The 24,666-nt window shown below is 60.9% G+C and carries 27 protein-coding genes and 1 other RNA gene; 14 read left to right on the forward strand and 14 right to left on the reverse strand.

Annotated elements, in window-relative coordinates; genetic code table 11:
- Positions 1-4: 4 nt before the first annotated feature.
- Complete coding sequence (locus tag C1X29_RS09935) at positions 5-460, forward strand: YaiI/YqxD family protein (protein WP_102717355.1); 456 nt, start codon at positions 5-7, stop codon at positions 458-460.
- Between the two features lie 141 nt (positions 461-601).
- Here C1X29_RS09935 and elbB read toward each other — a convergent pair whose 3' ends face one another.
- Entirely contained in the window at positions 602-1,270 is a 669-nt protein-coding gene (elbB, locus tag C1X29_RS09940) for an isoprenoid biosynthesis glyoxalase ElbB (RefSeq protein ID WP_102717333.1), read from the reverse strand.
- Between the two features lie 115 nt (positions 1,271-1,385).
- On the opposite strand from elbB, the gene C1X29_RS09945 reads away from it, so the two are divergent.
- Positions 1,386-2,621 carry a sterol desaturase family protein gene (locus tag C1X29_RS09945; RefSeq protein WP_102717334.1) on the forward strand — a complete coding sequence of 412 codons (1,236 nt, stop codon included), beginning with the start codon at positions 1,386-1,388 and terminating at the stop codon, positions 2,619-2,621.
- Here C1X29_RS09945 and C1X29_RS09950 read toward each other — a convergent pair.
- Entirely contained in the window at positions 2,602-3,258 is a 657-nt protein-coding gene (locus C1X29_RS09950) for a DedA family protein (protein ID WP_085746760.1), read from the reverse strand. The genes C1X29_RS09945 and C1X29_RS09950 overlap by 20 nt on opposite strands.
- A gap of 208 nt (positions 3,259-3,466) precedes the next feature.
- On the opposite strand from C1X29_RS09950, the gene hemB reads away from it, so the two are divergent.
- Both hemB and ppk1 read left to right on the forward strand, forming a co-directional pair.
- A complete protein-coding gene (hemB, locus tag C1X29_RS09955; RefSeq protein ID WP_102717335.1) occupies positions 3,467-4,480 on the forward strand; it encodes a porphobilinogen synthase in 1,014 nt (337 codons plus the stop codon).
- Between the two features lie 18 nt (positions 4,481-4,498).
- Positions 4,499-6,724: a polyphosphate kinase 1 gene (gene ppk1 / locus C1X29_RS09960; protein WP_085746759.1), complete on the forward strand. Its 2,226-nt coding sequence runs from the start codon at positions 4,499-4,501 to the stop codon at positions 6,722-6,724.
- Between the two features lie 66 nt (positions 6,725-6,790).
- Here ppk1 and ppx read toward each other — a convergent pair whose 3' ends face one another.
- The 5 genes from ppx to C1X29_RS09985 all read right to left on the reverse strand — a co-directional run bounded on the left by ppx (position 6,791) and on the right by C1X29_RS09985 (position 11,386).
- Positions 6,791-8,293: an exopolyphosphatase gene (ppx, locus tag C1X29_RS09965; RefSeq protein ID WP_102685840.1), complete on the reverse strand. Its 1,503-nt coding sequence runs from the start codon at positions 8,291-8,293 to the stop codon at positions 6,791-6,793.
- Positions 8,294-8,527: 234 nt separating this feature from the next.
- Entirely contained in the window at positions 8,528-9,265 is a 738-nt protein-coding gene (locus C1X29_RS09970; protein ID WP_102717336.1) for an amino acid ABC transporter ATP-binding protein, read from the reverse strand.
- Complete coding sequence (locus tag C1X29_RS09975) at positions 9,252-9,902, reverse strand: amino acid ABC transporter permease (protein ID WP_007951832.1); 651 nt, start codon at positions 9,900-9,902, stop codon at positions 9,252-9,254. Before C1X29_RS09975 ends, C1X29_RS09970 begins: the two co-directional genes overlap by 14 nt.
- A complete protein-coding gene (locus C1X29_RS09980) occupies positions 9,899-10,579 on the reverse strand; it encodes an amino acid ABC transporter permease (RefSeq protein WP_102717337.1) in 681 nt (226 codons plus the stop codon). Before C1X29_RS09980 ends, C1X29_RS09975 begins: the two co-directional genes overlap by 4 nt.
- Before the next feature lie 21 nt (positions 10,580-10,600).
- Positions 10,601-11,386: a transporter substrate-binding domain-containing protein gene (locus tag C1X29_RS09985; protein WP_102685837.1), complete on the reverse strand. Its 786-nt coding sequence runs from the start codon at positions 11,384-11,386 to the stop codon at positions 10,601-10,603.
- Positions 11,387-11,642: 256 nt separating this feature from the next.
- Between C1X29_RS09985 and C1X29_RS09990 the strand changes: the two genes are divergently transcribed.
- The 6 genes from C1X29_RS09990 to C1X29_RS10015 all read left to right on the forward strand — a co-directional run bounded on the left by C1X29_RS09990 (position 11,643) and on the right by C1X29_RS10015 (position 17,783).
- A complete protein-coding gene (locus C1X29_RS09990; RefSeq protein ID WP_007951828.1) occupies positions 11,643-12,350 on the forward strand; it encodes a FadR/GntR family transcriptional regulator in 708 nt (235 codons plus the stop codon).
- Positions 12,351-12,470: 120 nt separating this feature from the next.
- A complete protein-coding gene (trxA, locus tag C1X29_RS09995; RefSeq protein ID WP_003206727.1) occupies positions 12,471-12,800 on the forward strand; it encodes a thioredoxin TrxA in 330 nt (109 codons plus the stop codon).
- Between the two features lie 249 nt (positions 12,801-13,049).
- Positions 13,050-14,309 (forward strand): transcription termination factor Rho, encoded by a 1,260-nt coding sequence (gene rho / locus C1X29_RS10000; RefSeq protein ID WP_011336486.1) that lies wholly within the window; start codon positions 13,050-13,052, stop codon positions 14,307-14,309.
- A 173-nt stretch (positions 14,310-14,482) separates the two neighbouring features.
- A complete protein-coding gene (gene ubiD / locus C1X29_RS10005) occupies positions 14,483-15,949 on the forward strand; it encodes a 4-hydroxy-3-polyprenylbenzoate decarboxylase (protein ID WP_007951823.1) in 1,467 nt (488 codons plus the stop codon).
- The gene (locus C1X29_RS10010; RefSeq protein ID WP_102717338.1) at positions 15,949-16,917 is read left to right on the forward strand and encodes a CDP-6-deoxy-delta-3,4-glucoseen reductase; all 969 of its coding nucleotides are present in this window, start codon (positions 15,949-15,951) and stop codon (positions 16,915-16,917) included. Before ubiD ends, C1X29_RS10010 begins: the two co-directional genes overlap by 1 nt.
- Positions 16,918-17,114: 197 nt before the next feature.
- Positions 17,115-17,783, forward strand: coding sequence for a gamma-glutamylcyclotransferase (locus C1X29_RS10015; protein ID WP_039765337.1), 669 nt, complete (start codon positions 17,115-17,117; stop codon positions 17,781-17,783).
- Here C1X29_RS10015 and glpT read toward each other — a convergent pair.
- Positions 17,759-19,108 (reverse strand): glycerol-3-phosphate transporter, encoded by a 1,350-nt coding sequence (glpT, locus tag C1X29_RS10020; RefSeq protein WP_007951819.1) that lies wholly within the window; start codon positions 19,106-19,108, stop codon positions 17,759-17,761. The two genes, C1X29_RS10015 and glpT, sit on opposite strands and share 25 nt — an antisense overlap.
- Between glpT and C1X29_RS29785 the strand changes: the two genes are divergently transcribed.
- Positions 19,081-20,049: an energy transducer TonB gene (locus C1X29_RS29785; protein WP_306461040.1), complete on the forward strand. Its 969-nt coding sequence runs from the start codon at positions 19,081-19,083 to the stop codon at positions 20,047-20,049. The genes glpT and C1X29_RS29785 overlap by 28 nt on opposite strands.
- Before the next feature lie 61 nt (positions 20,050-20,110).
- Here C1X29_RS29785 and C1X29_RS10030 read toward each other — a convergent pair whose 3' ends face one another.
- Positions 20,111-21,088, reverse strand: a complete 978-nt coding sequence (locus tag C1X29_RS10030) for an NADPH:quinone oxidoreductase family protein (protein WP_102685835.1) — start codon at positions 21,086-21,088, stop codon at positions 20,111-20,113.
- Between the two features lie 150 nt (positions 21,089-21,238).
- Between C1X29_RS10030 and C1X29_RS10035 the strand changes: the two genes are divergently transcribed.
- A complete protein-coding gene (locus tag C1X29_RS10035; protein WP_007951814.1) occupies positions 21,239-21,646 on the forward strand; it encodes a flagellar basal body-associated protein FliL in 408 nt (135 codons plus the stop codon).
- A gap of 70 nt (positions 21,647-21,716) precedes the next feature.
- Here the strand turns inward: C1X29_RS10035 and C1X29_RS10040 are convergent, their stop codons facing one another.
- A complete protein-coding gene (locus C1X29_RS10040; protein WP_085746751.1) occupies positions 21,717-22,169 on the reverse strand; it encodes an EVE domain-containing protein in 453 nt (150 codons plus the stop codon).
- 197 nt (positions 22,170-22,366) lie between these two features.
- Between C1X29_RS10040 and C1X29_RS29400 the strand changes: the two genes are divergently transcribed.
- Positions 22,367-22,522 carry a hypothetical protein gene (locus C1X29_RS29400; RefSeq protein WP_007911192.1) on the forward strand — a complete coding sequence of 52 codons (156 nt, stop codon included), beginning with the start codon at positions 22,367-22,369 and terminating at the stop codon, positions 22,520-22,522.
- Between the two features lie 35 nt (positions 22,523-22,557).
- Here C1X29_RS29400 and C1X29_RS10045 read toward each other — a convergent pair whose 3' ends face one another.
- The 4 genes from C1X29_RS10045 to C1X29_RS10060 all read right to left on the reverse strand — a co-directional run bounded on the left by C1X29_RS10045 (position 22,558) and on the right by C1X29_RS10060 (position 23,976).
- Entirely contained in the window at positions 22,558-23,163 is a 606-nt protein-coding gene (locus tag C1X29_RS10045) for a 5-formyltetrahydrofolate cyclo-ligase (RefSeq protein ID WP_102717339.1), read from the reverse strand.
- Between the two features lie 80 nt (positions 23,164-23,243).
- Positions 23,244-23,422: non-coding RNA, 6S RNA (gene ssrS, locus C1X29_RS10050), on the reverse strand.
- 30 nt (positions 23,423-23,452) lie between these two features.
- A complete protein-coding gene (locus C1X29_RS10055) occupies positions 23,453-23,770 on the reverse strand; it encodes a cell division protein ZapA (RefSeq protein WP_007951811.1) in 318 nt (105 codons plus the stop codon).
- Positions 23,767-23,976 (reverse strand): TIGR02449 family protein, encoded by a 210-nt coding sequence (locus C1X29_RS10060; protein WP_007940359.1) that lies wholly within the window; start codon positions 23,974-23,976, stop codon positions 23,767-23,769. The genes C1X29_RS10055 and C1X29_RS10060 overlap by 4 nt, the downstream gene beginning before the upstream one ends.
- Positions 23,977-24,101: 125 nt before the next feature.
- On the opposite strand from C1X29_RS10060, the gene C1X29_RS10065 reads away from it, so the two are divergent.
- Positions 24,102-24,662: a YecA family protein gene (locus C1X29_RS10065; protein ID WP_102717340.1), complete on the forward strand. Its 561-nt coding sequence runs from the start codon at positions 24,102-24,104 to the stop codon at positions 24,660-24,662.
- Positions 24,663-24,666: the final 4 nt, after the last annotated feature.

Consider the following 24,666-nt stretch of genomic DNA (forward strand, 5'->3'; position numbering starts at 1 on the left):
GATGATGCGCGTATGGATCGATGCCGACGCCTGCCCGAAGATGGCCAAGGAGCTGGTGGTCAAGTTCGCCCTCAAGCGTCGCTTCGAAGTGGTGCTGGTGGCGGGGCAGCCGCAGAGCAAACCGGCGCTGGCGATCGTCAAGCTGATCGTGGTGCCGAGCGGCCCGGATGCGGCGGATGATTATCTGGTGGAACACGCGGTGCCGGGTGAACTGGTGATCTGCAGTGACATCCCGCTGGCCGACCGGCTGGTGAAGAAGGGCGTGGCGGCGCTGGACCCGCGAGGCAAGGAGTTCGACGCGCAAAACATGGGTGAGCGGCTGGCGACACGCAACCTGTTCACCGACCTGCGTGAACAGGGCCAGGTCACTGGCGGCCCGGCACCGTTCGGTGACCGCGAGAAGCAGGCGTTCGCCAATGCGCTGGACCGGATCCTGACACGGCTGGCGCGCCAATCCTGAGTTGATTGATCGTTCCCAAGCTCTGCCTGGGAATGCCTCTCGGGACGCTCCGCGTCCCAGCCTCACCACCGATGCAAGGCAGACGCGGAGCGTCCAAGGCTGCATTCCCACGCGGAGCCTGGGAACGATCGCTATCGCCGGTCAGGCGTCGTTTTCGTGGGTCAGCTCAAGCACCCGATCCACCAGCTTGTTGATCCCCGAAGCCGCCTCGCTGATCGACTGCGCCAGCATGTACGCCGGGGTGGTCACCAGTCTGCGCGCCTTGTCTTCGACGATATCGGTCACCGCGCAGTCTTCATGGGTGGCGCCCATCTTGTTCATGGCGGCGGCCGTGTCGGCATCGTTGCCGATGGTGCAGGTCACGCCCGGGCCGTAGATCTTCGCGGCCAGTGCCGGCGAGATGCAGATCAGGCCAACAGGCTTGCCCGCTTCGGCAAAGGCTTCGGCCAGCGCCAGCACTTGCGGCTGTACGGTGCAGCCGGCGCCTTCGATGGCGAAGTTCGACAGATTCTTCGCCGCACCGAAACCGCCTGGCACGATCAGCGCATCGAAGTCCTCGACATCGGCCTCACGCAGATCCTTGACGTTACCCCGGGCGATGCGTGCCGATTCCACCAGCACGTTGCGCGATTCGGGCATTTCTTCACCGGTCAGGTGGTTGATCACATGCAATTGCGCGATGTTCGGGGCGAAGCACTGCACCTGTGCGCCGCGCTGGTCAAGGCGTAACAGGGTAATGACGCTTTCGTAGATCTCGGCGCCGTCGTACACGCCGCAACCGGACAGGATCACTGCAACTTTTTTGCTCATGGGTTTCTCTCCAGATTCATGGCGCTAAATGTCCTCTAATTTGTCGTTCGTTGCCATAGGATCAAGCCGCGGCTACACCTAGGATCTGTGCTACAGATTCCGACCAGGGCGCGTCATGAACTTCATCCTGTATGCGGTACCGTTTTTCTTCGTGTTGATTGCGGTGGAGCTCATCGCCGACCGTTGGCGCGGGGTGAGCAACTATCGCCTGGCCGATGCGGTGAGCAGCATCAGCACCGGGGTGTTGTCGACCACCACCGGCCTGTTGACCAAGGGCGTGGGCCTGGTGACCTATGCGTTTGCCCTGGAGCATCTGGCGCTGGTCAGGTTGCCTGCGGACAGCGTCTGGGTCTGGGTGTTTGCCTTTGTCTTCTATGACTTCTGCTATTACTGGCTGCATCGCATGGGCCATGAACGCAACATCCTCTGGGCCGCACATTCGGTGCATCACCAAAGCGAGGACTACAACCTTTCCACAGCCTTGCGCCAGACCAGCACCGGGTTTCTGCTGGGCTGGATCTTCTACCTGCCGATGGCCGTGCTCGGGGTGCCGTTGCTGGTGTTTGTCAGCGTTGCGGCGCTGAATCTGCTGTATCAGTTCTGGGTCCACACCCGGCACATTCCCAAGCTCGGCTGGTTCGAGTGGTGCTTCGTCACGCCATCCAATCATCGGGCCCACCATGCACAGAACGCTCTCTACATGGATCGCAACTACGGCGGGGTGTTCATTATTTGGGACCGTCTGTTCGGCTCGTTTCAGGAAGAGGATGACAACGAACCGGTGATTTTCGGCGTGACCACGCCGCTGGCGAGCTGGAATCCGTTATGGGCCAACCTGCAGTTCTACGTGCAGCTATGGGATGACGCGCGCCGGGCCGAGCGCACCTGGGACAAGATCCGGATCTGGTTCATGCGCACCGGCTGGCGTCCGGCGGACGTCGCGGCGAAGTACCCGATGAGCAAGCCGGACCTGAGTCAGTTCCGCAAATTCGAAGTGCCGCTGGACAGCCGTCAGCAGTGGTACGTGGGGTTGCAGTTCGGCGTCTATGTCGCGCTGGGCAGTTATCTGATGAATCTGGAACACAGCCTGCCCACCGGAGCATTGCTGCTCGGCTGGGGCGCGGTGGCCTTCGGTTTGTTCGTGTTGGGCGTGGCCCTTGAGAATCGCCCGTGGGCGGGGAGGCTGGAAGTGCTGCGGCTGGCCTCGAATCTGCCGCTGGTGTGGCTGGCGCCGCTGGTCGGACTCTGGCCGGCCAGCCCGGGAATGTGGGTCGGCCTGCTCAGTTACAGCCTGCTCAGCGGTATCGGGCTGTATTGCTGCCGCCAGCGACTTACTCGGCTGGCGTCTTAGGGTCAGCGGTCTTGGCCATTTCGGCTTTGTGCCGTTCGGCCTTGGCCAATTGCTCGGCCTGTTCTTCTTCGTAGACCTTTTTCGCCAGCCGGGCATTCTTGAACCGGCGGCGCAGCCACAGGCCCAGGCCAAGCACCAGCAGCGCGCCCAGTACCCACAACTCATACTTCTTGATGCTGCCGAGCATGCCTTCGAGCACGGCGCCGAAGTGGTAGGCGGCAGCGGCCAGGGCGGTGGCCCAGATCGCAGCGCCGATACCGTTGAGCAGCAGATAACGTCCCGGCGGATAGCCCGACAGGCCGATCGCCACCGGCATCACCGTGCGCAGGCCGTACACGAAGCGAAAGCTCAGGACCCAGATGTCCGGGTGCTTGCGGATGTGTTCCAGCGCGCGGTCGCCCATCATCTGCCAGCGCGGTTTGCGCGCCAGCAACTTGCGCCCGTGCTTGCGGCCCAGGAAGTACCACAGCTGATCGCCGGCATAGCTGCCGAAGAACGCCACGACCACCACCAGTTTGATGTCCATGTATTCACGGAACGCGAGGAAGCCCGCGAGCACCAGGATGGTTTCGCCTTCGAAAAACGTCCCGAGAAACAGGGCAAAGTAGCCGAAGTCATGCAGAAATTGTTGGAGCATTGTCTGGGTGCTGGCGAAATGAACGCGCAGCCTAACCCTTCGGACACATTCAGGAAAGTGTCGAAATGTGTCTCGACGTGAACATTTCCTACACGGACAATGGAAAGCGACTACCTGTCGCAGGGGTGCACATAACTGTCATACGTTGGTCATAATGGCCATCTATAACTGTCACGCTCGCCCGTTAGCACGGGCTCAGGAGTCTGCCGTGAGCTTTACCCCAGCCAACCGTCTGTTCCCTGCCACCCGCCTGCGTCGTAATCGCCGTGATGATTTTTCCCGGCGGCTGGTGCGTGAGAATGTGTTGACGGTCGATGACCTGATCCTGCCGGTGTTCGTGCTCGACGGTGAAAACCGCCGCGAAGCCGTGGCCTCGATGCCGGGTGTCGAGCGCCTGACCATCGACCTGCTGCTTGAAGAAGCCGCCAAATGGGTCGAACTGGGAATTCCGGCGCTGGCGCTGTTCCCGGTCACGCCACCTGAACTCAAATCCCTCGATGCCGCTGAAGCCTGGAATCCCGAAGGCATCGCCCAGCGCACCACCCGTGCCCTGCGTGACCGATTCCCCGAGCTGGGCGTGATCACCGACGTCGCCCTCGACCCGTTCACCACCCACGGTCAGGACGGCATTCTCGATGAAGAAGGCTATGTGCAGAACGACATCACCGTCGATGCACTGGTCAAACAAGCCTTGTCCCACGCTGCTGCGGGCGCCCAGGTGGTTGCCCCGTCGGACATGATGGACGGCCGCATCCAGGCGATCCGCGAAGCGCTGGAGCTGGCCGGTCACGTCAACGTGCGGATCATGGCCTACTCGGCCAAATACGCCAGCGCCTATTACGGCCCGTTCCGCGATGCCGTGGGTTCGGCCGCGAACCTGGGCAAGGCGAACAAGGCCTCCTATCAGATGGACCCGGCCAACAGCGACGAAGCGCTGCACGAAGTGGGCGCGGACTTGTCTGAAGGCGCGGACATGGTCATGGTCAAACCCGGCATGCCATACCTGGACATTTTGTTCCGGGTAAAAGATGCCTTCAAAGTGCCGACCTTCGTCTATCAGGTCAGCGGCGAATACGCCATGCACATGGCGGCGATCCAGAATGGCTGGTTGAGCGAAGGCGTGATCCTCGAATCCCTGACCGCCTTTAAACGTGCCGGCGCTGATGGCATCCTGACTTACTTTGCTGTCCGTGCCGCTCAATTGTTACGAGAGCAGAAATAGCCCTCCCAGGAACATTCGATGAATACCGAAGGACTCACTGAAGTTGCCGTAAAAGAAGCTCAACCCGTGGTCGAGCAGATTACCGAAACCCCGCCGGAACTGGAGCCTGCGCCACCCGCGCCGGCAACCGAGCCTGCCACGGCGGTTCCGGCGATCGCGATTCCCGGCCTGGATGACAGCAGCCTGTACATCCACCGTGAGTTGTCGCAACTGCAGTTCAACATCCGCGTGCTGGAACAGGCGCTGGACGAGTCCTACCCGTTGCTGGAGCGGCTGAAGTTCCTGCTGATCTTCTCCAGCAACCTCGACGAATTCTTCGAAATCCGCGTCGCCGGCCTCAAGAAACAAATCACCTTCGCCCGTGAACAGGCCGGCGCCGACGGCCTGCAACCGCATCAGGCCCTGGCCCGCATCAGCGAGCTGGTGCACGGTCACGTAGACCGTCAGTACGCAATCCTCAACGACATCCTGCTGCCGGAGCTGGAAAAGCATCAGGTGCGCTTCATCCGTCGCCGTAACTGGACGACCAAGCTCAAGACCTGGGTGCGCCGCTATTTCCGCGACGAGATCGCACCGATCATCACCCCGATCGGCCTCGACCCGACGCACCCGTTCCCGTTGCTGGTGAACAAGAGCCTGAACTTCATCGTCGAGCTCGAAGGTATCGACGCCTTCGGCCGCGATTCCGGTCTGGCGATCATCCCGGCGCCGCGTCTGCTGCCGCGGATCATCAAGGTGCCGGAAGAAGTCGGCGGCCCTGGCGACAACTATGTGTTCCTGTCGTCGATGATCCACGCCCACGCCGATGACCTGTTCCAGGGCATGAAGGTGAAGGGCTGCTACCAGTTTCGTCTGACCCGGAACGCCGACCTTGCGCTCGACTCCGAAGACGTCGAAGACCTGGCCCGCGCCCTGCGTGGCGAGTTGTTCTCCCGTCGTTACGGTGACGCCGTGCGCCTGGAAGTCGCCGACACCTGTCCGAAACACCTGTCGGATTACCTGCTCAAACAGTTCAACCTGAGCGAGACCGAGCTGTATCAGGTCAACGGCCCGGTGAACCTGACGCGTCTGTTCAGCATCACCGGTCTGGACAGCCATCCGGAGCTGCAATACACGCCGTTCACGCCGCAGATTCCGAAACTGCTGCAAAACAGCGAAAACATTTTCAGCGTGATCAGCAAGCAGGACATCCTGCTGCTGCACCCGTTCGAGTCGTTCACCCCGGTGGTCGACCTGCTGCGTCAGGCCGCGAAAGACCCGCACGTTCTGGCCGTGCGCCAGACCCTGTACCGTTCCGGCGCCAACTCGGAAATCGTCGATGCGCTGGTGGACGCCGCGCGTAACGGCAAGGAAGTGACGGCGGTCATCGAGCTGCGTGCGCGCTTCGACGAAGAGTCCAACCTGCAACTGGCCAGCCGTCTGCAAGCGGCGGGCGCGGTGGTGATTTACGGCGTGGTCGGCTTCAAGACCCACGCCAAGATGATGCTGATCCTGCGCCGCGAGGCCGGCGAGATCGTGCGTTACGCGCACCTCGGCACCGGTAACTACCACGCCGGCAACGCCCGTCTGTACACCGACTACAGCCTGCTGACTTCCGACGACGCTTTGTGCGAAGACGTCGGCAAACTGTTCAGCCAGTTGATCGGCATGGGTAAAACGTTGCGCATGAAGAAGCTGCTGCATGCGCCGTTCACCCTGAAGAAGGGCATGCTCGACATGATCCTGCGCGAGACGCAATTCGCGCTCGACGGCAAGCCGGCGCACATCATCGCCAAGTTCAACTCGCTGACCGATCCGAAGATCATCCGCGCGCTGTACAAGGCCAGCCAGTCCGGCGTGCGCATCGATCTGGTGGTGCGCGGCATGTGCTGTCTGCGTCCGGGCATCGCCGGGGTTTCGCACAACATTCACGTGCGCTCGATCATCGGTCGCTTCCTTGAGCACACCCGGGTGTTCTACTTCCTGAACGGCGGCGAGGAGCAGATGTTCCTGTCCAGCGCCGACTGGATGGAGCGCAACCTCGACAAGCGCGTCGAGACCTGCTTCCCGGTGGAAGGCAAGAAGCTGCTGACCCGGGTCAAGAAAGAGCTGGAGCTGTACCTGACCGACAACACCCACAGCTGGAGCCTGCAATCGGACGGCCGCTACATCCGCAACACGCCGACCGGCAACCAGAACCCGCGCAGTGCGCAGGCGACGCTGCTGGAGCGGTTGGGCAGCCCGATTCTGCCGGTGAGCAGCTGACCGCAGGTTTCAACGCCATAAAAAAGGCGATCCATCCGGATCGCCTTTTTTGTGCCTGCCCGTTACTCAATGCACGGTCAGAACAACCCCCACCCGCGTCAGCCACTCCGCCTCAAGCCCGAAATCCGCCTGAGTCAGCTGATTCTCATCCAGCCAGTTCTCCGGGAATTCCACGTCGAGGTTGTTGCCGTTGGCATGCAACGCCACTTGCGGCATCGCCTGGGTACCACGGATGTGGTGGAACAGGATGGCGAAACGCAGCAGCACGCACAGGCGGATCAGCTTGTCGCCGTCGTCGCCGAACTCGGCAAACTTGTCCTTGGGGATGTTGCGGCGGTGGCCACGCACCAGCAGGGCGAGCATTTGCTGATCTTCGCGGGAGAACCCGGCGAGGTCCGAGTGCTCGATCAGGTAAGCGCCGTGTTTATGGTAGTGATAGTGAGCGATGTCGAGCCCGACTTCGTGCACTTTCGCCGCCCAGCCCAGCAGTTCGCGCCAGATGCCGTCGTCCAGCTCCCAGTCCACGGCCACTTGATCAAACGCGTGCAAGGCTTTGCGCTCGACCCGTGCAGCCTGTTCGAGGTCGACGTGGTAGCGCTCCATCAGCGAGGTCAGGGTGCGTTCGCGCACGTCTTCGTGGTGATGGCGGCCCAGCAGGTCATACAGCACGCCTTCACGCAGCGCGCCTTCGCAGTGATCCATGCGTTGCAGTTCGAGGGCGTCGAAGATCGCTTCGAGAATCGCCAGACCCGCCGGGAAGATCGCGCGACGGTCAGGTTTGATGCCTTCAAAATCGATCTTGTCGACATCGCCGAGCTTGAACAGGCGGCGCTTGAGCCACGCCAGACCTTCGGCATTCACTTCGCCGGTGCCATGACCGCCGGCCTTCAGCGCCAGGCCGATGGCGCGGATGGTGCCCGAGGAGCCGATGGCCTCATCCCAGGTCAGGCGGTGCAGGGCGTGTTCGATGCTCATGATTTCCAGACGCGCCGCCGTGTACGCCTGGGCGTAGCGGGCCGGGGTAATCTTGCCGTCCTTGAAATAGCGCTGGGTGAAACTCACGCAGCCCATTTGCAGGCTTTCGCGCAGCAGCGGTTCGAAACGCTGGCCGATGATGAATTCGGTACTGCCGCCGCCGATGTCGGCGACCAGGCGTTTGCCCGGGGTGTCGGCGAGGGTGTGGGACACGCCAAGGTAGATCAGGCGGGCCTCTTCACGGCCGGAGATGACTTCCACCGGATGGCCGAGGATTTCTTCGGCGCGGCGGATGAATTCGCCACGGTTGCGCGCCTCGCGCAGGGCGTTGGTGCCGACGATCCTCACGGCGCCCAGTGGCATGCCGTTGATCAGTTGAGCAAAGCGCTTGAGACAGTCGAGGCCGCGCTGCATGGATTCTTCGTTGAGCTGACGCTCATCGTCGATGCCGGCGGCCAGCTGAACCTTTTCACCGAGCCGTTCGAGAATACGGATTTCGCCGTTCTGGGCCTTGGCCACGACCATATGGAAGCTGTTGGAGCCCAGGTCGATCGCGGCGATCAGGGACAGATTCTTGGCTTGGGATTGCGGCATGGTGTGGGGGTCTCGGTCGATAACCCCGACATCGTGCCACGATCAAACGCTGCCGCCAACGCGCATGGTTCAAACCCTTGATTCAGCGCATAAAGTCTCAAGACCGCGGCGCGGCCATTCGCGGGCAAGCCCGCTCCCACAGGTTTTGTGTCGAACACAAAACCGTATCCCGCTAGAGAACCCTGTGGGAGCGGGCTCGCCCGCGATGAGGCCAGAAAAGTCTCTGAAAATCCTTCAGGCTGTCGCTTCGACGCTGCCAATAAAATTCGCCAGCTCCGGAGTCTGCGGATCGGCAAACAGCACTTTCGGATCCCCCACCTCGTGCACCTTGCCCTGGTGCATGAACACCAGTTTGTCCCCGACCTCCCGGGCGAAGCGCATTTCGTGGGTGACCATGATCAATGTCATGCCTTCTTTCGCAAGCTGGCGGACCACGCTGAGCACTTCGTTGACCAGCTCCGGGTCCAGCGCCGAGGTGATCTCGTCGCACAGCAGCACCTTGGGCGACATCGCCAGCGCCCGGGCAATCGCCACCCGTTGCTGCTGGCCGCCCGAGAGGCGTTCCGGGAACGCATCGAATTTCTCGCCCAGACCGACGCGCTCCAGCATCTGCCGCGCCAGTTCCTGCGCCTTGGCCTTGGGCACTTTCTGCACCACTTGCGGCGCGAGCATCACGTTTTCGCCCACCGTCAGGTGCGGAAACAGGTTGAACTGTTGAAACACCATCCCGACTTTCTGCCGCAGGCTGCGCAGATCGGCGCGGGCGGCGTCGAGGTATTCGCCATCGACTTCGATCACGCCGTCGTTGATCGACTCCAGACCGTTGAGGGTGCGCAGCAGGGTGGACTTGCCCGAGCCGCTGCGGCCGATGATCGCCACCACCTGGCCTTCCTCGACGCTCAGGTCGATGCCTTTGAGCACGTGGTGATCGCCGTAGTATTTATGCAGGGCGGAAATTCTAAGCAGAGGCATGCAGTCTCCTTTCCAGATAGCGCGCACTGAGGGACAAGGGGTAGCAGAGCAGGAAGTAGCCAAGGGCAACGAGGCCGTAGACCATGAACGGTTCGAAAGTGGCGTTGGCGAGCATGCCGCCGGTCTTGGTCAGCTCGGTGAAGCCGATGATCGAGGTCACGGCGGTGCCCTTGACTACTTGCACCGAGAAACCCACGGTCGGCGCCACGGCAATCCGCAGCGCTTGCGGCAGGATCACGTAGCGCAGTTGCTCCAGCGGATTCAGCGCCAGGCTCGACGAAGCTTCCCACTGACCATTGGGAATCGCCTCGACGCAGCCGCGCCAGATCTCCGCCAGATAGGCGCTGGTGAATAGCGTCAGGGCAATCGCCGCCGCCATCCACGGCGAAATCTCCACCCCGGCCAGCGCCACGCCGAAGAACACCAGAAACAACTGCATCAACAGCGGCGTGCCCTGAAACAGTTCGATCCAGGTGCGGGCGATGCTGCTGGGCAGCGGGTTCTTCGAGATGCGCATGATCAGGATCAGCAATCCGACGATCCCGCCGCCGATGAATGCCACCAGCGACAGCGCCAGCGTCCATTGCAGGCCGGTCAACAGGTTGCGCAGGATGTCCCAGAACGTGAAGTCGCTCATTGGCTGCTCCTTGCGCTGCTTTTCGACAGGTAGCGCCGACCGAGCCAGTTCAACAGCTGACGGATCAGCAGCGCCATGCACAGATAAATGAGGGTGGTCAGGGCGTAGGTTTCAAAGGCGCGGAAGTTGCGCGACTGAATGAAGTTGGCGGCGAAGCTCAACTCTTCGGTGGCGATCTGCGAACACACCGCCGACCCGAGCATGACGATGATGATCTGGCTGCTCAGAGCCGGCCACACTTTGCCCAGTGCCGGCAGCAGCACCACGTGGCGGAACGCTTCGAAACGGCTCATCGCCAATGCCGCCGCAGCTTCCAGCTGCCCACGCGGAATCGCCTGGATGCCGGCGCGGATGATCTCGGTCGAATACGCACCGAGGTTGATCACCATCGCCAGCACTGCCGCCTGCCACTCGGAAATCTGCACGCCGAGGGACGGCAGGCCGAAGAAGATGAAGAACAGTTGCACCAGAAATGGCGTGTTGCGGATCAACTCCACATAAACGCCGAAGATCGTCGAGAACGGGTGGATGTTCCACGCCCGCACCAGCGCCCCGACGATGCCCACGCCAACCCCGAGCAGCGCGCCGATGGCCGTCAGCTCAAGGGTAAACAACGCCCCGCGCAACAGCAGGTCGGTGTTTTCCACCACCGGCAAGAAATCGAACTGATAGGCCATGAAAGTCTCCCGCGTCGCCGGTCAGAGGTCGGCCGGCAGCGGCTCTTTGAGCCAGGTCTGCGCGTTCTTTTCCAGCGCGCCGTCAGCCTTGGCGGTGGCCAGGATCTCGTTGACCTTGCCCAGCAGCGCCGGCTCGTTCTTGTTCACGCCGACGTAGACCGGCGAATCCTTGAGCTTCACTTTCAGCGCGGGTACGCGTTTCGGGTTCTTTTCGCTGATTGCGACCATTACCACGTTGCCGCTGGCGATCAGGTCGACCTGGCCTGCGAGGTAGGCGGCGATAGTCGAGTTGTTGTCTTCGAAGCGTTTGATGGTCACGCCTTCAGGGGCGACCTTGGTCAGCTCGATGTCTTCGATGGCACCACGGGTGACGCTGATGGTTTTGCCCTTGAGATCGTCGAGGGTGCTGACCGCTGCGTCCGGCGGGCCGAACACGGCGAGGTAGAACGGCGCGTAGGCGCGGGAGAAATCGATGACCTTCTCGCGCTCGGGATTCTTGCCGAGGCTGGAAATCACCAGATCGACCTTGCCGGTGGTGAGGAACGGAATGCGGTTGGTGCTGTTGACCGGGGTCAGTTCGAGTTTGACCTTGAGCTGCTCGGCCAGCAGTTTCGCCGTATCGATATCGAGGCCGCGCGGCTTCATGTCCGGGCCGACCGAACCGAACGGCGGGAAGTCCTGAGGCACCGCGACTTTCAAAGTGCCGCGCTTGACCACGTCATCCAGACCGTCGGCATGGGCAGGGGCCTGGTTCAGCATCAAACCGGCAAACAGGGCGGCGAGGAGGGCGCTGTAACGCTTCGTCATGGACAATCTCCGGATCGGCGGGAAGTGAATTCTGCGATCGGACAGAGCATGGGCCGTGCCAAGACTGAGGTTCGGCCCCGCAAAGCCACGGGTTTAGCGGGTTTGTTCGGTCTTACTGGTCTGAACAGTGAGTTCGGGTTTCGCACTGCGATAGCGCATCGACGCGCACCGTCGAACCCCGCTGGGGCACGACTTGCCTGATGCCTCGAATAGCATTACAACTGGCCGCACCTTGGCCTGGTCCGTCTGGAAAACCATGAACTCGATCTCCCGCGCCGTACCCGAAGTGGCGCTGCAAGCGATCCGCAAACTGATTACCGAGCAGGGCTTCGGCCCCGGCGATGCGCTGCCTTCGCAACGGGATCTGGCGGTTCAGCTGGGTGTCAGCCGCGCGTCGTTGCGTGAGGCGTTGTCGTCCTTAAGCGCGCTGGGTGTGGTCAGCATTCAGCCGGGCAAGGGCGTGTTCGTGCAGGCGCCGGTGGAATTGCCGCGCGGCGAGGGCGCTCCGGCCTGGCCGTTTGCAGCCCAGGCTTCGCCGCTGGAAATCTTTCAGTTGCGCTATGCGCTGGAAGGGTTCGCGGCCGGTCTGGCGGCGGTGACGCTGAGCACCTTTGATCTGGACGAACTGGAAGACAATGTCGCCGCCATGCGCGAACAACTGCGCGCCGGCGACTTCGAGGCCGCGGCGAAACTGGATTTCGAATTCCACCGGCGGATCCTGCTGGCCAGCGGCAATCAGGCGATGCTGAGCATCCTCACTGCCAGCGCCGACATCTTTCTGGAGAGCCAGAAACTACCGTTCATCCGCGCCGAACGGGCCATGGAAACCTGGCAGGAACACCGCAAGATCCTCCGCGCCCTGGCCCGCCGGGCTTCCGCTGCCGCGCAGAAAGCCATGCAGGAACACGTGCGCAATGCGGCGCTGCGCACCGGAATTTCCTTCATCGCCCCCGCCAGCGCGTGACTTGAGCTATACCCAAACTCATCGAGTGCCATAGCAAGACTCAATCATCTGCGGCTTCCTGAACAAGGGAAGGGCGGCTATGATGGGCCACGTTTTTTTGCTTACAACCTGGAGAATTCCATGAGCAGCGATCTGATCAAACACGTTAGCGACGCTAGCTTCGAAGCCGACGTACTCAAGGCCGAAGGCGCTGTCCTGGTCGACTACTGGGCTGAATGGTGCGGCCCTTGCAAAATGATCGCTCCGGTTCTGGACGAGATTGCAGAGACTTACAAAGGCAAGCTGACCGTTGCCAAACTGAACATCGACGAAAACCAGGAAACCCCTGCCAAGCACGGCGTACGTGGTATTCCGACCCTGATGCTGTTCAAGAACGGCAACGTTGAAGCGACCAAGGTCGGCGCTCTGTCGAAGTCGCAACTGGCTGCTTTCCTCGACGCCAACATCTAAGCGTCGCTGTAAAGATTGTCCTCAAAAAGCCCCGCAAATTGCGGGGCTTTTTGCGTATTCAGGGCTAGACGCTCCGAAACTCAGGTGATACATTCGGCCCCGCACTGGTTTCTCCACTGCCCCCTGCTAGCCGTCGCCGACGCACTCCTTTTCGAATAAGTACGCGATCCTGTCGCCTTCTCCGCGGCGCGGCCTCATTAAGCCAAAAGCTTAATTTCCCCCCTCCATAAATGATTACGTCATTCCTATATGAATCTGACTGAACTCAAGCAAAAGCCGATTACCGAACTGCTCGAATTGGCCGAACAGATGGGCATAGAAAATATGGCCCGTTCGCGCAAGCAGGACGTGATTTTCTCCCTGCTGAAAAAGCACGCTAAAAGCGGTGAGGAAATCTCCGGTGATGGCGTGCTGGAGATTCTCCAGGACGGCTTCGGCTTCCTGCGCTCCGCTGACGCTTCCTACCTCGCCGGCCCTGACGACATCTACGTCTCGCCGAGCCAGATCCGCCGTTTCAACTTGCGCACCGGTGACACCATCGTTGGCAAGATCCGCCCGCCGAAGGAAGGCGAGCGTTATTTCGCCCTGCTCAAGGTCGACACGATCAACTTTGATCGTCCTGAGAACGCGAAGAACAAGATTCTCTTCGAGAACCTGACCCCGCTGTTCCCGACCGTGCGCATGAAGATGGAAGCCGGCAACGGTTCCACCGAAGACCTGACCGGTCGTGTGATCGACCTGTGCGCCCCGATCGGCAAAGGCCAGCGCGGTCTGATCGTTGCACCGCCGAAAGCCGGTAAAACGATCATGCTGCAGAACATCGCAGCGAACATCGCCCGTAACAACCCTGAAGTTCACCTGATCGTGCTGTTGATCGACGAACGTCCGGAAGAAGTGACCGAAATGCAGCGCACCGTGCGCGGCGAAGTGGTTGCCTCGACCTTCGACGAGCCGCCGACCCGTCACGTGCAAGTGGCTGAAATGGTGATCGAGAAGGCCAAGCGCCTGGTAGAACACAAGAAGGACGTGGTGATCCTGCTCGACTCCATCACCCGTCTGGCCCGTGCCTACAACACCGTGATCCCGAGCTCCGGCAAGGTGCTGACCGGTGGTGTCGATGCCCACGCCCTGGAGAAACCGAAGCGTTTCTTCGGCGCTGCGCGCAACATCGAAGAAGGCGGCTCGCTGACCATCATCGCCACCGCGCTGGTTGAAACCGGCTCGAAGATGGACGAAGTGATCTACGAAGAGTTCAAGGGCACCGGCAACATGGAGCTGCCACTGGACCGTCGTATCGCCGAGAAGCGTGTGTTCCCGGCCATCAACATCAACAAGTCCGGTACCCGTCGCGAAGAGCTGCTGACCGCCGACGACGAACTGCAGCGTATGTGGATCCTGCGCAAACTGCTGCACCCGATGGATGAAGTTGCCGCCATCGAGTTCCTGGTCGACAAGCTGAAAACGACCAAGACCAACGACGAATTCTTCCTGTCGATGAAACGCAAGTAACATCGCTGGTCGGTTCAGAAAAATGGCGCCCCTGGAGGGCGCCATTTTTTTTGCCACGGTTCGGCTGCCCCGACCTTCCGGGAGACACTGATTGCTGTTTGCAGAGCCACGATAGCTGCCAGCGGCCGACAGAGCAGGTAGGATGTACGCCTATTTTGAGGGTGCCATCGTCAATGAAATTCAAGGATCTTCGGGATTTCGTGCAGCAGCTTGAGCAGCGCGGAGAGTTGAAACGCATCCAGATTCCCGTCTCGCCGGTGCTGGAAATGACCGAGGTGTGCGACCGCACGCTGCGGGCCAAGGGCCCGGCGCTGCTGTTCGAGAAACCGACCGGTTATGACATCCCGGTGCTCGGCAACCTGTTCGGTACTCCCGAGCGGGTGGCCATGGGCATGGGCGCCGAGTCGGTCAGCGAACTGCGCGAAATCGGCAAGCTGCTGGCGTTTCTCAAGGAACCGGAGCCGCCGAAGGGCTTGAAGGACGCGTGGTCGAAGCTGCCGATCTTCCGCAAGATCATCGCGATGGCGCCGAAAGTCGTCAAAGACGCGCCGTGCCAGGAAGTGGTCATCGAAGGCGACGACGTCGATCTGGCGATGCTGCCGGTACAGACCTGCTGGCCGGGCGACGTGGCGCCGCTGATCACCTGGGGCCTGACCGTCACCAAGGGCCCGAACAAGGACCGGCAGAATCTCGGCATCTACCGCCAGCAAGTGATCGGTCGCAACAAGGTCATCATGCGCTGGCTCAGCCACCGTGGCGGCGCGCTGGACTTTCGAGAGTGGTGCGAGAAGCATCCGGGTCAGCCGTTCCCGGTGTCCGTGGCCCTTGGTGCGGATCCGGCGACCATTCTCGGCGCCGTTACTCCGGTGCCGGACAGCCTCTCCGAATACGCCTTCGCCGGTCTGCTGCGCGACAGCCGCACGGAACTGGTGAAGTGCCGTGGCAACGACCTGCAAGTGCCGGCCACGGCAGAAATCATCCTTGAAGGCGTGATCCATCCGGGCGAAATGGCCGATGAAGGCCCGTACGGCGACCACACCGGTTATTACAACGAAGTCGACAGCTTCCCGGTGTTCACCGTCGAGCGCATCACCCACCGGATCAAGCCGATCTACCACAGCACCTACACTGGCCGTCCGCCGGATGAGCCGGCGATTCTTGGCGTGGCGCTGAACGAAGTGTTCGTACCGATCCTGCAGAAGCAGTTCCCGGAGATCACCGACTTCTACCTGCCGCCGGAAGGCTGCTCGTACCGCATGGCCGTGGTGACGATGAAGAAGTCGTATCCGGGGCATGCCAAGCGCGTGATGCTGGGTGTCTGGTCGTTTTTGCGACAGTTCATGTACACCAAGTTCGTTATCGTCACCGACGACGACATCAACGCGCGGGACTGGAACGACGTGATCTGGGCCATCACCACGCGCATGGACCCCAAGCGCGACACGGTGATGATCGACAACACGCCGATCGACTACCTCGACTTCGCCTCGCCGGTGTCGGGGCTCGGCTCGAAGATGGGCCTGGACGCCACCCATAAGTGGCCGGGCGAAACCACTCGCGAGTGGGGCCGCGTCATCGTCAAGGATGACGCCGTCACCCAACGGATCGATGCCATCTGGAATCAGTTAGGAATAGATTGATGCGTGTAACCCTGCAGCCCTCCGGAGCGGTACTCGAGATACGGCCCGGAGAGCGGATTCTCGATGGTGCGCGGCGCCTGGGCTACGAATGCCCGCAAAGCTGCCGCAACGGCAATTGCCATGTGTGTGCGGCGCTGCTGGTGGAAGGCCGGGTCGAACAGGCCGGCAAGGTGCACGTCCACGGTGAGTTCTACACTTGCATAGCAGAGCCGCTGGAAGACTGCATCGTGCTGTGGGATGGCGTGCTCGCGCTGGGAGAACTGCCTGTGCGCAGCGTGTCGTGTCAGGTCATCGAATGCCGGGACGTCGGTGGCGATACCTTTCGTGTGCGCCTGCGGGCACCAGCCGGCAAGCCGCCGCGCTACCACGCTGGCCAGTATCTGATGATCGAGCGCGAGAACGGCGAGAAGTCGGCGTTCTCCATGGCCTCGGCGCCCCACGGCGGGCGCGATCTGGAAATCCATGTGCTGGCGCGCGAATCCAGTGCGCTGAACCTGATCGATCAGCTCACGCGCAACCCGATGGTGCGGGTCGAACTGCCATTCGGCGATACCCACCTGGCGGAACTGCCGGACGGGCCGCTGGTGCTGATCGCCGCCGGCACCGGCATGGGCCAGATCCATAGCCTGATCGAACATTGCCGGGCCAGCGGCTTCAAGCATCCGGTGCACTTGTACTGGGGCGTGCGTCGTCCGGAAGATTTCTACGAAATCGAACATTGGGACGAATGGCTGAAGTTGCCCAATCTGTTCCTGCACAAGGTCGTCAGTGACCAGTGCGGCTGGGAAGGGCGCTGTGGCATGTTGCATGAGGCGGTGTGCGAGGATTTCCCTGATCTGAAACCGCTGCACGTCTATGCCAGCGGCTCGCCGGCCATGGTCTACGGCACGCTGGATGCGCTGGTGGAAGCAGGGATGGATGCCCATCAGATGCGTGCGGATGTGTTTGCTTACGCACCCCGCGCCTGAGTTCGTTATAACTCTTCATATAGCCGATCGGTATTTATGTAATTGCATAAATGCCGGTAGGTTATATATCAATCAGGCAATCAATTAAGAACTGTGCCATGGCACTCAAATTGCCTTAAAACATATGTGCCTTATTGTTACAGCGGTGCGTTCTATTAAGTAATTCTTCACCCGCGGGGAGCTGAACGCTATTCGCCATGAGCGCCATTGAAAACGCTTTTCTGAACCTGGCTTACCCTCCGCGGCTCGATCTTGGGCCGCAGCTGACGCACGAACAACTTCTCGCTTCCATGCAATCGACCATGGCGCGCCACAAGGGCGGGCCGGTGTGGCTGTTCGCCTACGGTTCGCTGATCTGGCGGCCGGAATGCACAGCCGTGGAGCGGGTGCGTGGGCGCGTGCATGGCTATCACCGTGGCTTGTACTTGTGGTCCCACGAGCATCGCGGCACGCCGGAAATGCCGGGACTGGTCTTTGGTCTGGATCGTGGCGGCTCGTGCAGCGGCTTCGCCTACCGGTTGCCGGAAGACAATCTGGACAGCGCGCTGTATGCATTATGGAAGCGCGAGATGCCGTTCCCGTCCTATCGGCCACACTGGCTCAACTGCCGACTCGAAGATGGCAGCCAGGTTCAGGCCTTGGGATTCGTATTGGAGCGACACCTGCCCAGCTATGCCGGCAACTTGCCGGATCATGTGCTGAGCCAGGTGTTCGAAAGCGCTTGCGGGCGTTACGGCACCACTCGCGATTATGTCGAGCAGACCGCCCACGCCCTGCGCAGCCACGCCATGCCAGACCGGAATCTGGAGGCGCGGCTCAAGCGCTGTAAGTCAAAGGCCGATCAGGCGACTGCTTCGCGGCTCTGACTGGCGACTTGCTTGTGCCACAGAGTCGGGGCCAGGAAGGCCATCGACAGCAGGCAAGCGCCCACCAGTAGCACGAAACCGCCATCCCAGCCGAAGTGGTCCACGGTGTAGCCCATCGCTGCACTGGCCGCGACCGAACCACCCAGATACCCGAACAGACCGGTGAAGCCCGCGGCAGTGCCGGCGGCTTTCTTCGGTGCCAGTTCCAGTGCCTGCAGGCCGATCAGCATCACCGGGCCGTAGATCAGGAAGCCAATGGAGAACAGCGCGATCATGTCGACGGTCGGGTTGCCGGCCGGGTTCAGCCAGTACACCAGGGTCGCGACGGTCACCAGGGCCATGAACACCATACCGGTCAGGCCACGGTTGCCACGGAAGATCTTGTCCGACATCCAGCCGCACAGCAGCGTGCCGGGAATCCCCGCCCACTCGTAGAAGAAATAGGCCCACGAGGTTTTATCCACGGTGAAACCCTTGGCTTCCTTCAGGTAGGTCGGCGCCCAGTCCAGCACGCCGTAGCGCAACAGGTAAACGAAGACGTTGGCCATGGCGATGTACCAGAGCATTTTGTTGCGCAGCACGTATTTGACGAAGATTTCCTTGGCACTGAATTCGTCTTCGTGGCTGGCGTCGTAGCCTTCCGGGTAGTCGTTCTTGTACTTCTCGATCGGCGGCAGGCCGACCGATTGCGGGGTATCGCGCATGGTCACGAAGGCGAACACCGCTACCGCCAGGGCCACGGCAGCCGGGACGTAGAACGCCGCGTGCCAGTCGTTGAACAGGCCCATGCCGATCAGGAACAGCGGGCCGATCAAACCACCACCGACGTTATGCGCCACGTTCCACACCGATACCACGCCGCCACGTTCCTTCTGCGACCACCAGTGCACCATCGTGCGTCCGCTCGGCGGCCAGCCCATGCCCTGGGCCCAACCGTTGATGAACAGCAAGATAAACATCATGGTCACGCTGGAGGTTGCCCAAGGCGCGAAACCGAAAATGAACATCACCCCGGCCGATACCAGCAGGCCGAATGGCAGGAAGTAACGCGGGTTGGAGCGGTCGGACACCAGGCCCATGAGGAACTTGGACAGACCGTAGGCAATGGCGATGGCCGACATCGCCAGACCCAGATCACCACGGCTATAGCCTTCGTCGATCAGGTACGGCATGGCCAGCGAGAAGTTCTTGCGCAGCAGGTAGTAACCCGCGTAGCCAAAGAAGATGCCGGCGAAGATCTGCCAACGCAGGCGTCGGTAGGTGCTGTCGATTTTTTCTTCAGGCAATGGAGCCTGATGTGCGGCAGGACGAAAGAAAGCAAACATTCAAGAGCTCCAGATTTCTTGTTTTGACTGCGGATGCGAATGTTACAGTTTCGTTACCGAAAATAGCACCGCTTCCCATCGGCAAAACAGCGGAAATGTTGGAAGTCGCGCGTTCCTTTATGAACATGTCGCTCAGATATAAGTGCGGGGCGTTGTGGGAAAGGTTACTTCGGCGTCTTCCTGCCGAGTTTCAGGGCTTTGTAGGGCGCAGGTTTGGGAAATGTCCTGCGAACAATGCAGAAGGCGCGGCGTTCTGTTTCAAGCTGCCGGGCTCTACCCTTTTGATGGTGCCAATCGGGCATTCGAGCGGTAAAGGGGGAGGGCTCATGCGGTGGTGTGTGTTGCTGTTTTTGCTGATGGCATCGGGAGGCGCGTGGGCGTCAGAGGTGCTGCTGATTCCGGAAAACAACCCGAGGCCGGTCTATCCGCGAGGGCTTTTCAGGGCTGGCGTGGTCGGTGAAGTGGGCGCCGAGTTCACCGTCCATGCCGACGGTTCAGTCGACAGGATCAGCTTTGCGCCAAGCAGCCATCCGGAGCTGATCGAAGCGGTCAGGGCGGCTGTCGAGCAATGGCGTTTCAAACCGTGGATCGTCGAGGGCGACAAACCGGCACAGACGCGGGTCTTCGCACCGATGGTATTCAGGCTGGATCTGGATCAACCCATCCACATCAACCAGCAACTGAAAGCCTTGAAGTGCCGCACCTTGAACGAATACCTCGGCAACATTGCGGAGCAATCATGGATCGATACCAAGGTGTTCGTTTACACCAGGGCCTACCTTTCCAATGTGTTCCACAAAGCGCAGCTGCCGGACGAACAGCGGCTGGCGATGATCGCCAGACTGAACAAGCGGATTCCATCGATTGTAAGGAGTTGCCGTAGCAGCCCGGTCCGGACGTACATGAGCCTGTTGCCGGAGGATATTCGCAGTTTGATGTAGGGCTGGAGTGCTCTGAAGAGCGATCCGGAAGTGGCCATCAATTCCGGATCGCCCGATCAGCTCAGCGCACTTGCACTACGACTTTCCCGACAGCCTTGCGCTGCCCGAGATCATTGATCGCCTGCGCGGCATTGCCCAGCGGATAGACCTGTGACACCAGCGGCTTCAGCTTGCCCTCGGCAAACCAGCCGAACAGTTGCTGGAAGTTCGCCGCGTTGTCCTGCGGCTGGCGCTGGGCGAAGGAGCCCCAGAACACGCCGAGTACCGCGGCGCCCTTGAGCAGGGCGAGGTTGACCGGCAGTTCGGGAATGCGGCCGCTGGCGAAACCGACCACCAGCAGGCGGCCGTTCCAGGCGATGGCGCGGATGGCTTGATCGAACAGGTCGCCGCCGACCGGGTCGTAGATCACGTCGGCGCCCTGGCCGTCGGTCAGGCGCTTGATCTCGTCCTTGAGGCTGGTTTCGCTGTAGTTGATCAGTTCGTCGGCTCCGGCAGCCTTGGCGACGGCGAGTTTTTCCGCGCTGCTGGCAGCGGCGATCACCCGGGCGCCCATGGCTTTGCCGATTTCCACGGCGGCCAGGCCAACACCGCCAGAAGCACCGAGCACCAGCAGGGTTTCACCCGGTTGCAGGTTGCCGCGCTGTTTGAGGGCGTGCATCGACGTGCCGTAGGTCATGCTGAAGGCGGCGGCGGTGTTGAAATCCATCGACGGCGGGATCGGCAGCACGTTATAGCCCGGGACCGCGACCTGCTCGGCGAAGCTGCCCCAGCCGGTCAGGGCCATGACCCGGTCGCCGACCTTCAGGTGACTGATCTTTTCACCCACTTCGCTGACCACACCGGAAGCTTCGCCACCCGGCGAGAACGGGAAGGGCGGCTTGAACTGGTATTTGCCCTCGATGATCAGCGTGTCCGGGAAATTGACCCCGGCGGCGTGCACGTCCAGCAGGATTTCGTTCTTTTTGGCGACAGGACTGGCGACGTCCTCCAGCACCAGCGATTCGGCAGGGCCGAAGGCTTTGCACAGCACGGCTTTCATCAGGGCTATTCCTTTGGGAGTGATGGCCGATAAGTGTAGGTGTGGCAGTCAACGGGTCAACGAGCATGCCCGGCCCTGATAGTCCGCCATAAGCTTGTGCTTGCGCGGCGGGTCGTTATGCTAGGCCGCAAACCGGATAAGGAGCGAATTGTGAAAGCGTGGATCATGTTGTTGCTGGCCCTGTCTCTGCCTGTGGCAGCGCTGGCCGAAGAAGCCAAAGAAGGCGAGGCGCCGAAGGTCAACTACATCACCCTGAGCCCGCCGTTTGTGGGCAACTACGGGCTCGATGGCACCCCGAAGCTCAAGGTCTATAAGGCCGACGTGGCACTGCGGGTGACCGGTGAAGAGGCGACCAAACTGGTCAAGGCCAACGAGCCGCTGATCCGCAATCAACTGGTGGCGCTGTTCACCCAGCAGACCACCGATGCGATGGGCAGCATCGAAGGCAAGGAAAAACTGCGTCAGGAAGCCTTGAAGCAGACCCAGCAAGTGATGAATGACGAGACCGGCAAGCCGGTGGTTGAAGATCTGTTGTTCAACAACCTGATCATTCAATAAGACATTCGTTGTCCGGGCGGTCCCCATCGCTGGCTTGCCAGCGATGGCATTTTGTCAGGCGACAAATGACTCAGGGTTTGAGCGCGATCACCGCCGCCCACTGCTCGGCCGTCACCGGCATCACCGACAGTCGCGAACCCTTTTGCACCAGCGGCATCTCGGCCAGCGCGGTCTGCTGTTTCAGGTAATCCAGCTTCAAGACCCGGCTGAAAGTTTCGACGTGGGCGACATCAATCGCGCTCCAGGCATTCTTCTCCGGCGTGGCTTTCGGATCGAAGTAATGGCTTTCCGGTTCCAGTGCGGTGGGATCCGGGTACGCGGCTTCGATTATTTTGCCGATTCCGGCAATCCCCGGCTCCGGGCAGCTGGAATGGTAGAAAAAGAACTGGTCCCCCACTGCCATGGCCCGCAGGAAATTGCGTGCCTGATAGTTGCGAACCCCGTCCCAGCGCGCTTTGCCGAGCTTTTCCAGGCCCTTGATCGAGAGTTCGTCGGGCTCGGATTTCATCAGCCAGTAGGCCATGGTTTTTGCTCCTCAAGCGGTCATTGGGCAGGTTGTCCGGCAATTTTATGACAAACCGACGGTCGGTTGACGCCAGCATTTGCGCAGAGGTTCACGTTGTCGCAAAATGCCGGCCTTTAAAGCTTGACGCTGCTGCACGGCCTACGAATGGAAACCGCTGCTGTCATCGTGATGATGTGCCTTGAGGGGGGCAATCGATGAAACGCAAACCGGATTTGCTGTGGACTTTGGTGATTTTGTTCGGTCTGGGCGTCGTGACCACCGGTTATGCGCAAAGTCTGTGGGCCAACAAGGCCGATGCACCGATTGAAGTAGCGCAACAAGTACAACAGTCGACAGCCTTCAAACGCTGAAACTGCCTTCTCGACGCCGCTGATCCGCGCGGCGTCTATCCCGCGAAATACCACGCCTTGTCTGTCACCGTTCCCTGCAACGGTACATCCCAGCTCGCTTGCGCGAGACGTTCGACTTTCTGACATTCATGGGCCAGCCCCAACAGCGTCGGCTTGCGCCAGTTCTGGCGTCGGGCCAGATACGCCAGACTGCGATCGTAGAATCCGCCGCCCATGCCCAGGCGTCCGCCGACATCGTCGAATCCCACCAGTGGCAACAGCACCAGATCCAGCGCCCAGACCTTGCGTTGACGGGCCATATTGGCGCGCGGCTCAAGGATGCGGAAGCGGTTGGGTTTGAGTTTTTCGCCGGGACGGATCTGCTGAAAGACCATTTTGGTCCGTGGCCAGGCACTGAGCACCGGCAGGTAGGTTTTCTTGCCCCGACGCTGGGCCGCGCGCAGCAACAGGCGCGGGTCGATTTCACCGTCGGTGGGCAGGTACAGGGAAATGTGTTTCGCCCGGCGAAAGTGCGGGTCTTGTGCCAACTGCTTGTACAGGCCTTCGGCGGCCTCGCGTTGTTCGCTTCGCGTCAGCGAGCGGCGGGCCTTGCGCAGCAGGCGGCGCAGTTGGGGGCGGGGCAACAACGCGGGTTCGGTCATGGTTCGGCTTCGGCAGGGTGGGACGAAAACGTACGCATAAAAAATCCGATGCCGGCATTCACCGGCATCGGATTCGAATCAGGCTCCCCGGATGAGCCGCTGTCGACTTAGCCCTTGAACCCGAGAGTTCAAGGTGGAGGATGCAGTAGGCTTTAAGGCTTTCCGTCTGGCGGACATGCACACCAGCCCAACGTGCAACCCCCAGGGTAGTGCAAATCGGCTCAGGGACATCGTCAACTGGCAAGCACCCCAGGGAGTGCGGCGAGTATAACTCAAGCGGCCTGGCGAATCAGCCCTTGCTGATGTCCGGATCGTCGGCCAGCACCAGATCGACACGATCGAGCAAGTCTCGCACCTGTTCACGGGTCGAACCGCTGGCCTGGATGTCCGGGCGCTCTTCTTTGTGCAAGAGATCGTGGGTGATGTTCAGCGCGGCCATCACGGCGATGCGGTCGGCGCCGATGACTTTGCCGCTGCTGCGGATCTCGCGCATCTTGCCGTCCAGGTAGCGGGCGGCGCTGATCAGATTGCTGCGCTCTTCCTGGGGACAGATGATCGAATACTCTTTGTCGAGGATCTGCACGGTAACGCTATTGCTTGAACTCATGAGTCTTGCTCCAGGGCCTTGAGGCGCGAAATCATCGATTCGACCTTACGCCGGGCGATTTCGTTTTTTTCAATGAGGTGCGCGCGTTCCTCGCGCCAGGTCTTTTCCTGAGCAAGTAAGAGTGCATTTTGACTCTTTAGTTGCTCGACTCGGGTAATCAGCAGTTCGAGTCTGGCCATCAGCGCTTGCAGGTCGGTGTCTTCCATTGTGTCCACTGATTCGGTCTGATGGGTTTGGCTGGCGGACAGCCTTTAATGGTCTTGGCGAGTCTGTCGATGTAGGATACAAGGCCTTCATTCTAGACATAGCGCCGTCTGGCGCCTAGCTGCCCATGCCCATTCAGAATTCCCCGTACCAAGGCTTTGCCACCCTGCTGAACTCCAGCGGTCATTCCGTTTCGCCTGCCGAACTGCACGGCCTGTTGCTGGGCCGCAGTTGCGCCGGCGCCGGCTTCAATGCCGAAGAGTGGCTGATCGATGCCGCCGAGCTGCTCGAAAGCGAGCCGCAGGACAACGTCCGCAACGCGCTGATCGGTCTGCAGGAGATGGTCAAGAGCGAACTCACCGGCGATGACGTCACCGTGGTTCTGCTACTGCCGAACGATGACGCGCCACTGGCCGAGCGCGCCGCCGCACTGGGCGAATGGTGTCAGGGCTTCCTCACCGGTTTCGGCCTGAACTGCCGCGACAGCAGCATGCTGAGCACCGAAGCCACCGAAGTGTTGCAGGATTTGGCAGCGATCTCCCAGGTGCAAGACGCACTGGAAGAATCCGAAGACGGCGAAAGCGACTATATGGAAGTCATGGAGTACCTGCGTGTCGCTCCGCTGCTGCTGTTCTCCGAAACCAAAAAGGCCGACATGCCGCCAGCGGCCAAGCCGTCGCTGCACTGATCGC

The organism is Pseudomonas sp. GW456-12-10-14-LB2 (assembly GCF_002884345.1).
Lineage (GTDB): Bacteria > Pseudomonadota > Gammaproteobacteria > Pseudomonadales > Pseudomonadaceae > Aquipseudomonas > Aquipseudomonas paraglycinae.

Coding starts and splice junctions, on each gene's coding strand:
- C1X29_RS29400 (WP_007911192.1), top strand. CDS start 22,367: ATGAAACGCAAACCGGATTTGCTGTGGACTTTGGTGATTTTGTTCGGT.
- C1X29_RS09980 (WP_102717337.1), bottom strand. CDS start 10,579: ATGGCCTATCAGTTCGATTTCTTGCCGGTGGTGGAAAACACCGACCTG.
- C1X29_RS10040 (WP_085746751.1), bottom strand. CDS start 22,169: ATGGCCTACTGGCTGATGAAATCCGAGCCCGACGAACTCTCGATCAAG.
- C1X29_RS09990 (WP_007951828.1), top strand. CDS start 11,643: ATGAACTCGATCTCCCGCGCCGTACCCGAAGTGGCGCTGCAAGCGATC.
- C1X29_RS09985 (WP_102685837.1), bottom strand. CDS start 11,386: ATGACGAAGCGTTACAGCGCCCTCCTCGCCGCCCTGTTTGCCGGTTTG.
- C1X29_RS10030 (WP_102685835.1), bottom strand. CDS start 21,088: ATGAAAGCCGTGCTGTGCAAAGCCTTCGGCCCTGCCGAATCGCTGGTG.
- rho (WP_011336486.1), top strand. CDS start 13,050: ATGAATCTGACTGAACTCAAGCAAAAGCCGATTACCGAACTGCTCGAA.
- C1X29_RS09975 (WP_007951832.1), bottom strand. CDS start 9,902: ATGAGCGACTTCACGTTCTGGGACATCCTGCGCAACCTGTTGACCGGC.
- ppk1 (WP_085746759.1), top strand. CDS start 4,499: ATGAATACCGAAGGACTCACTGAAGTTGCCGTAAAAGAAGCTCAACCC.
- C1X29_RS09950 (WP_085746760.1), bottom strand. CDS start 3,258: ATGCTCCAACAATTTCTGCATGACTTCGGCTACTTTGCCCTGTTTCTC.
- C1X29_RS10060 (WP_007940359.1), bottom strand. CDS start 23,976: ATGGAAGACACCGACCTGCAAGCGCTGATGGCCAGACTCGAACTGCTG.
- C1X29_RS09970 (WP_102717336.1), bottom strand. CDS start 9,265: ATGCCTCTGCTTAGAATTTCCGCCCTGCATAAATACTACGGCGATCAC.
- C1X29_RS10015 (WP_039765337.1), top strand. CDS start 17,115: ATGAGCGCCATTGAAAACGCTTTTCTGAACCTGGCTTACCCTCCGCGG.
- ubiD (WP_007951823.1), top strand. CDS start 14,483: ATGAAATTCAAGGATCTTCGGGATTTCGTGCAGCAGCTTGAGCAGCGC.
- C1X29_RS10010 (WP_102717338.1), top strand. CDS start 15,949: ATGCGTGTAACCCTGCAGCCCTCCGGAGCGGTACTCGAGATACGGCCC.
- C1X29_RS10045 (WP_102717339.1), bottom strand. CDS start 23,163: ATGACCGAACCCGCGTTGTTGCCCCGCCCCCAACTGCGCCGCCTGCTG.
- trxA (WP_003206727.1), top strand. CDS start 12,471: ATGAGCAGCGATCTGATCAAACACGTTAGCGACGCTAGCTTCGAAGCC.
- ppx (WP_102685840.1), bottom strand. CDS start 8,293: ATGCCGCAATCCCAAGCCAAGAATCTGTCCCTGATCGCCGCGATCGAC.
- C1X29_RS09935 (WP_102717355.1), top strand. CDS start 5: ATGCGCGTATGGATCGATGCCGACGCCTGCCCGAAGATGGCCAAGGAG.
- C1X29_RS10055 (WP_007951811.1), bottom strand. CDS start 23,770: ATGAGTTCAAGCAATAGCGTTACCGTGCAGATCCTCGACAAAGAGTAT.
- elbB (WP_102717333.1), bottom strand. CDS start 1,270: ATGAGCAAAAAAGTTGCAGTGATCCTGTCCGGTTGCGGCGTGTACGAC.
- C1X29_RS10065 (WP_102717340.1), top strand. CDS start 24,102: ATGCCCATTCAGAATTCCCCGTACCAAGGCTTTGCCACCCTGCTGAAC.
- C1X29_RS09945 (WP_102717334.1), top strand. CDS start 1,386: ATGAACTTCATCCTGTATGCGGTACCGTTTTTCTTCGTGTTGATTGCG.
- glpT (WP_007951819.1), bottom strand. CDS start 19,108: ATGTTTGCTTTCTTTCGTCCTGCCGCACATCAGGCTCCATTGCCTGAA.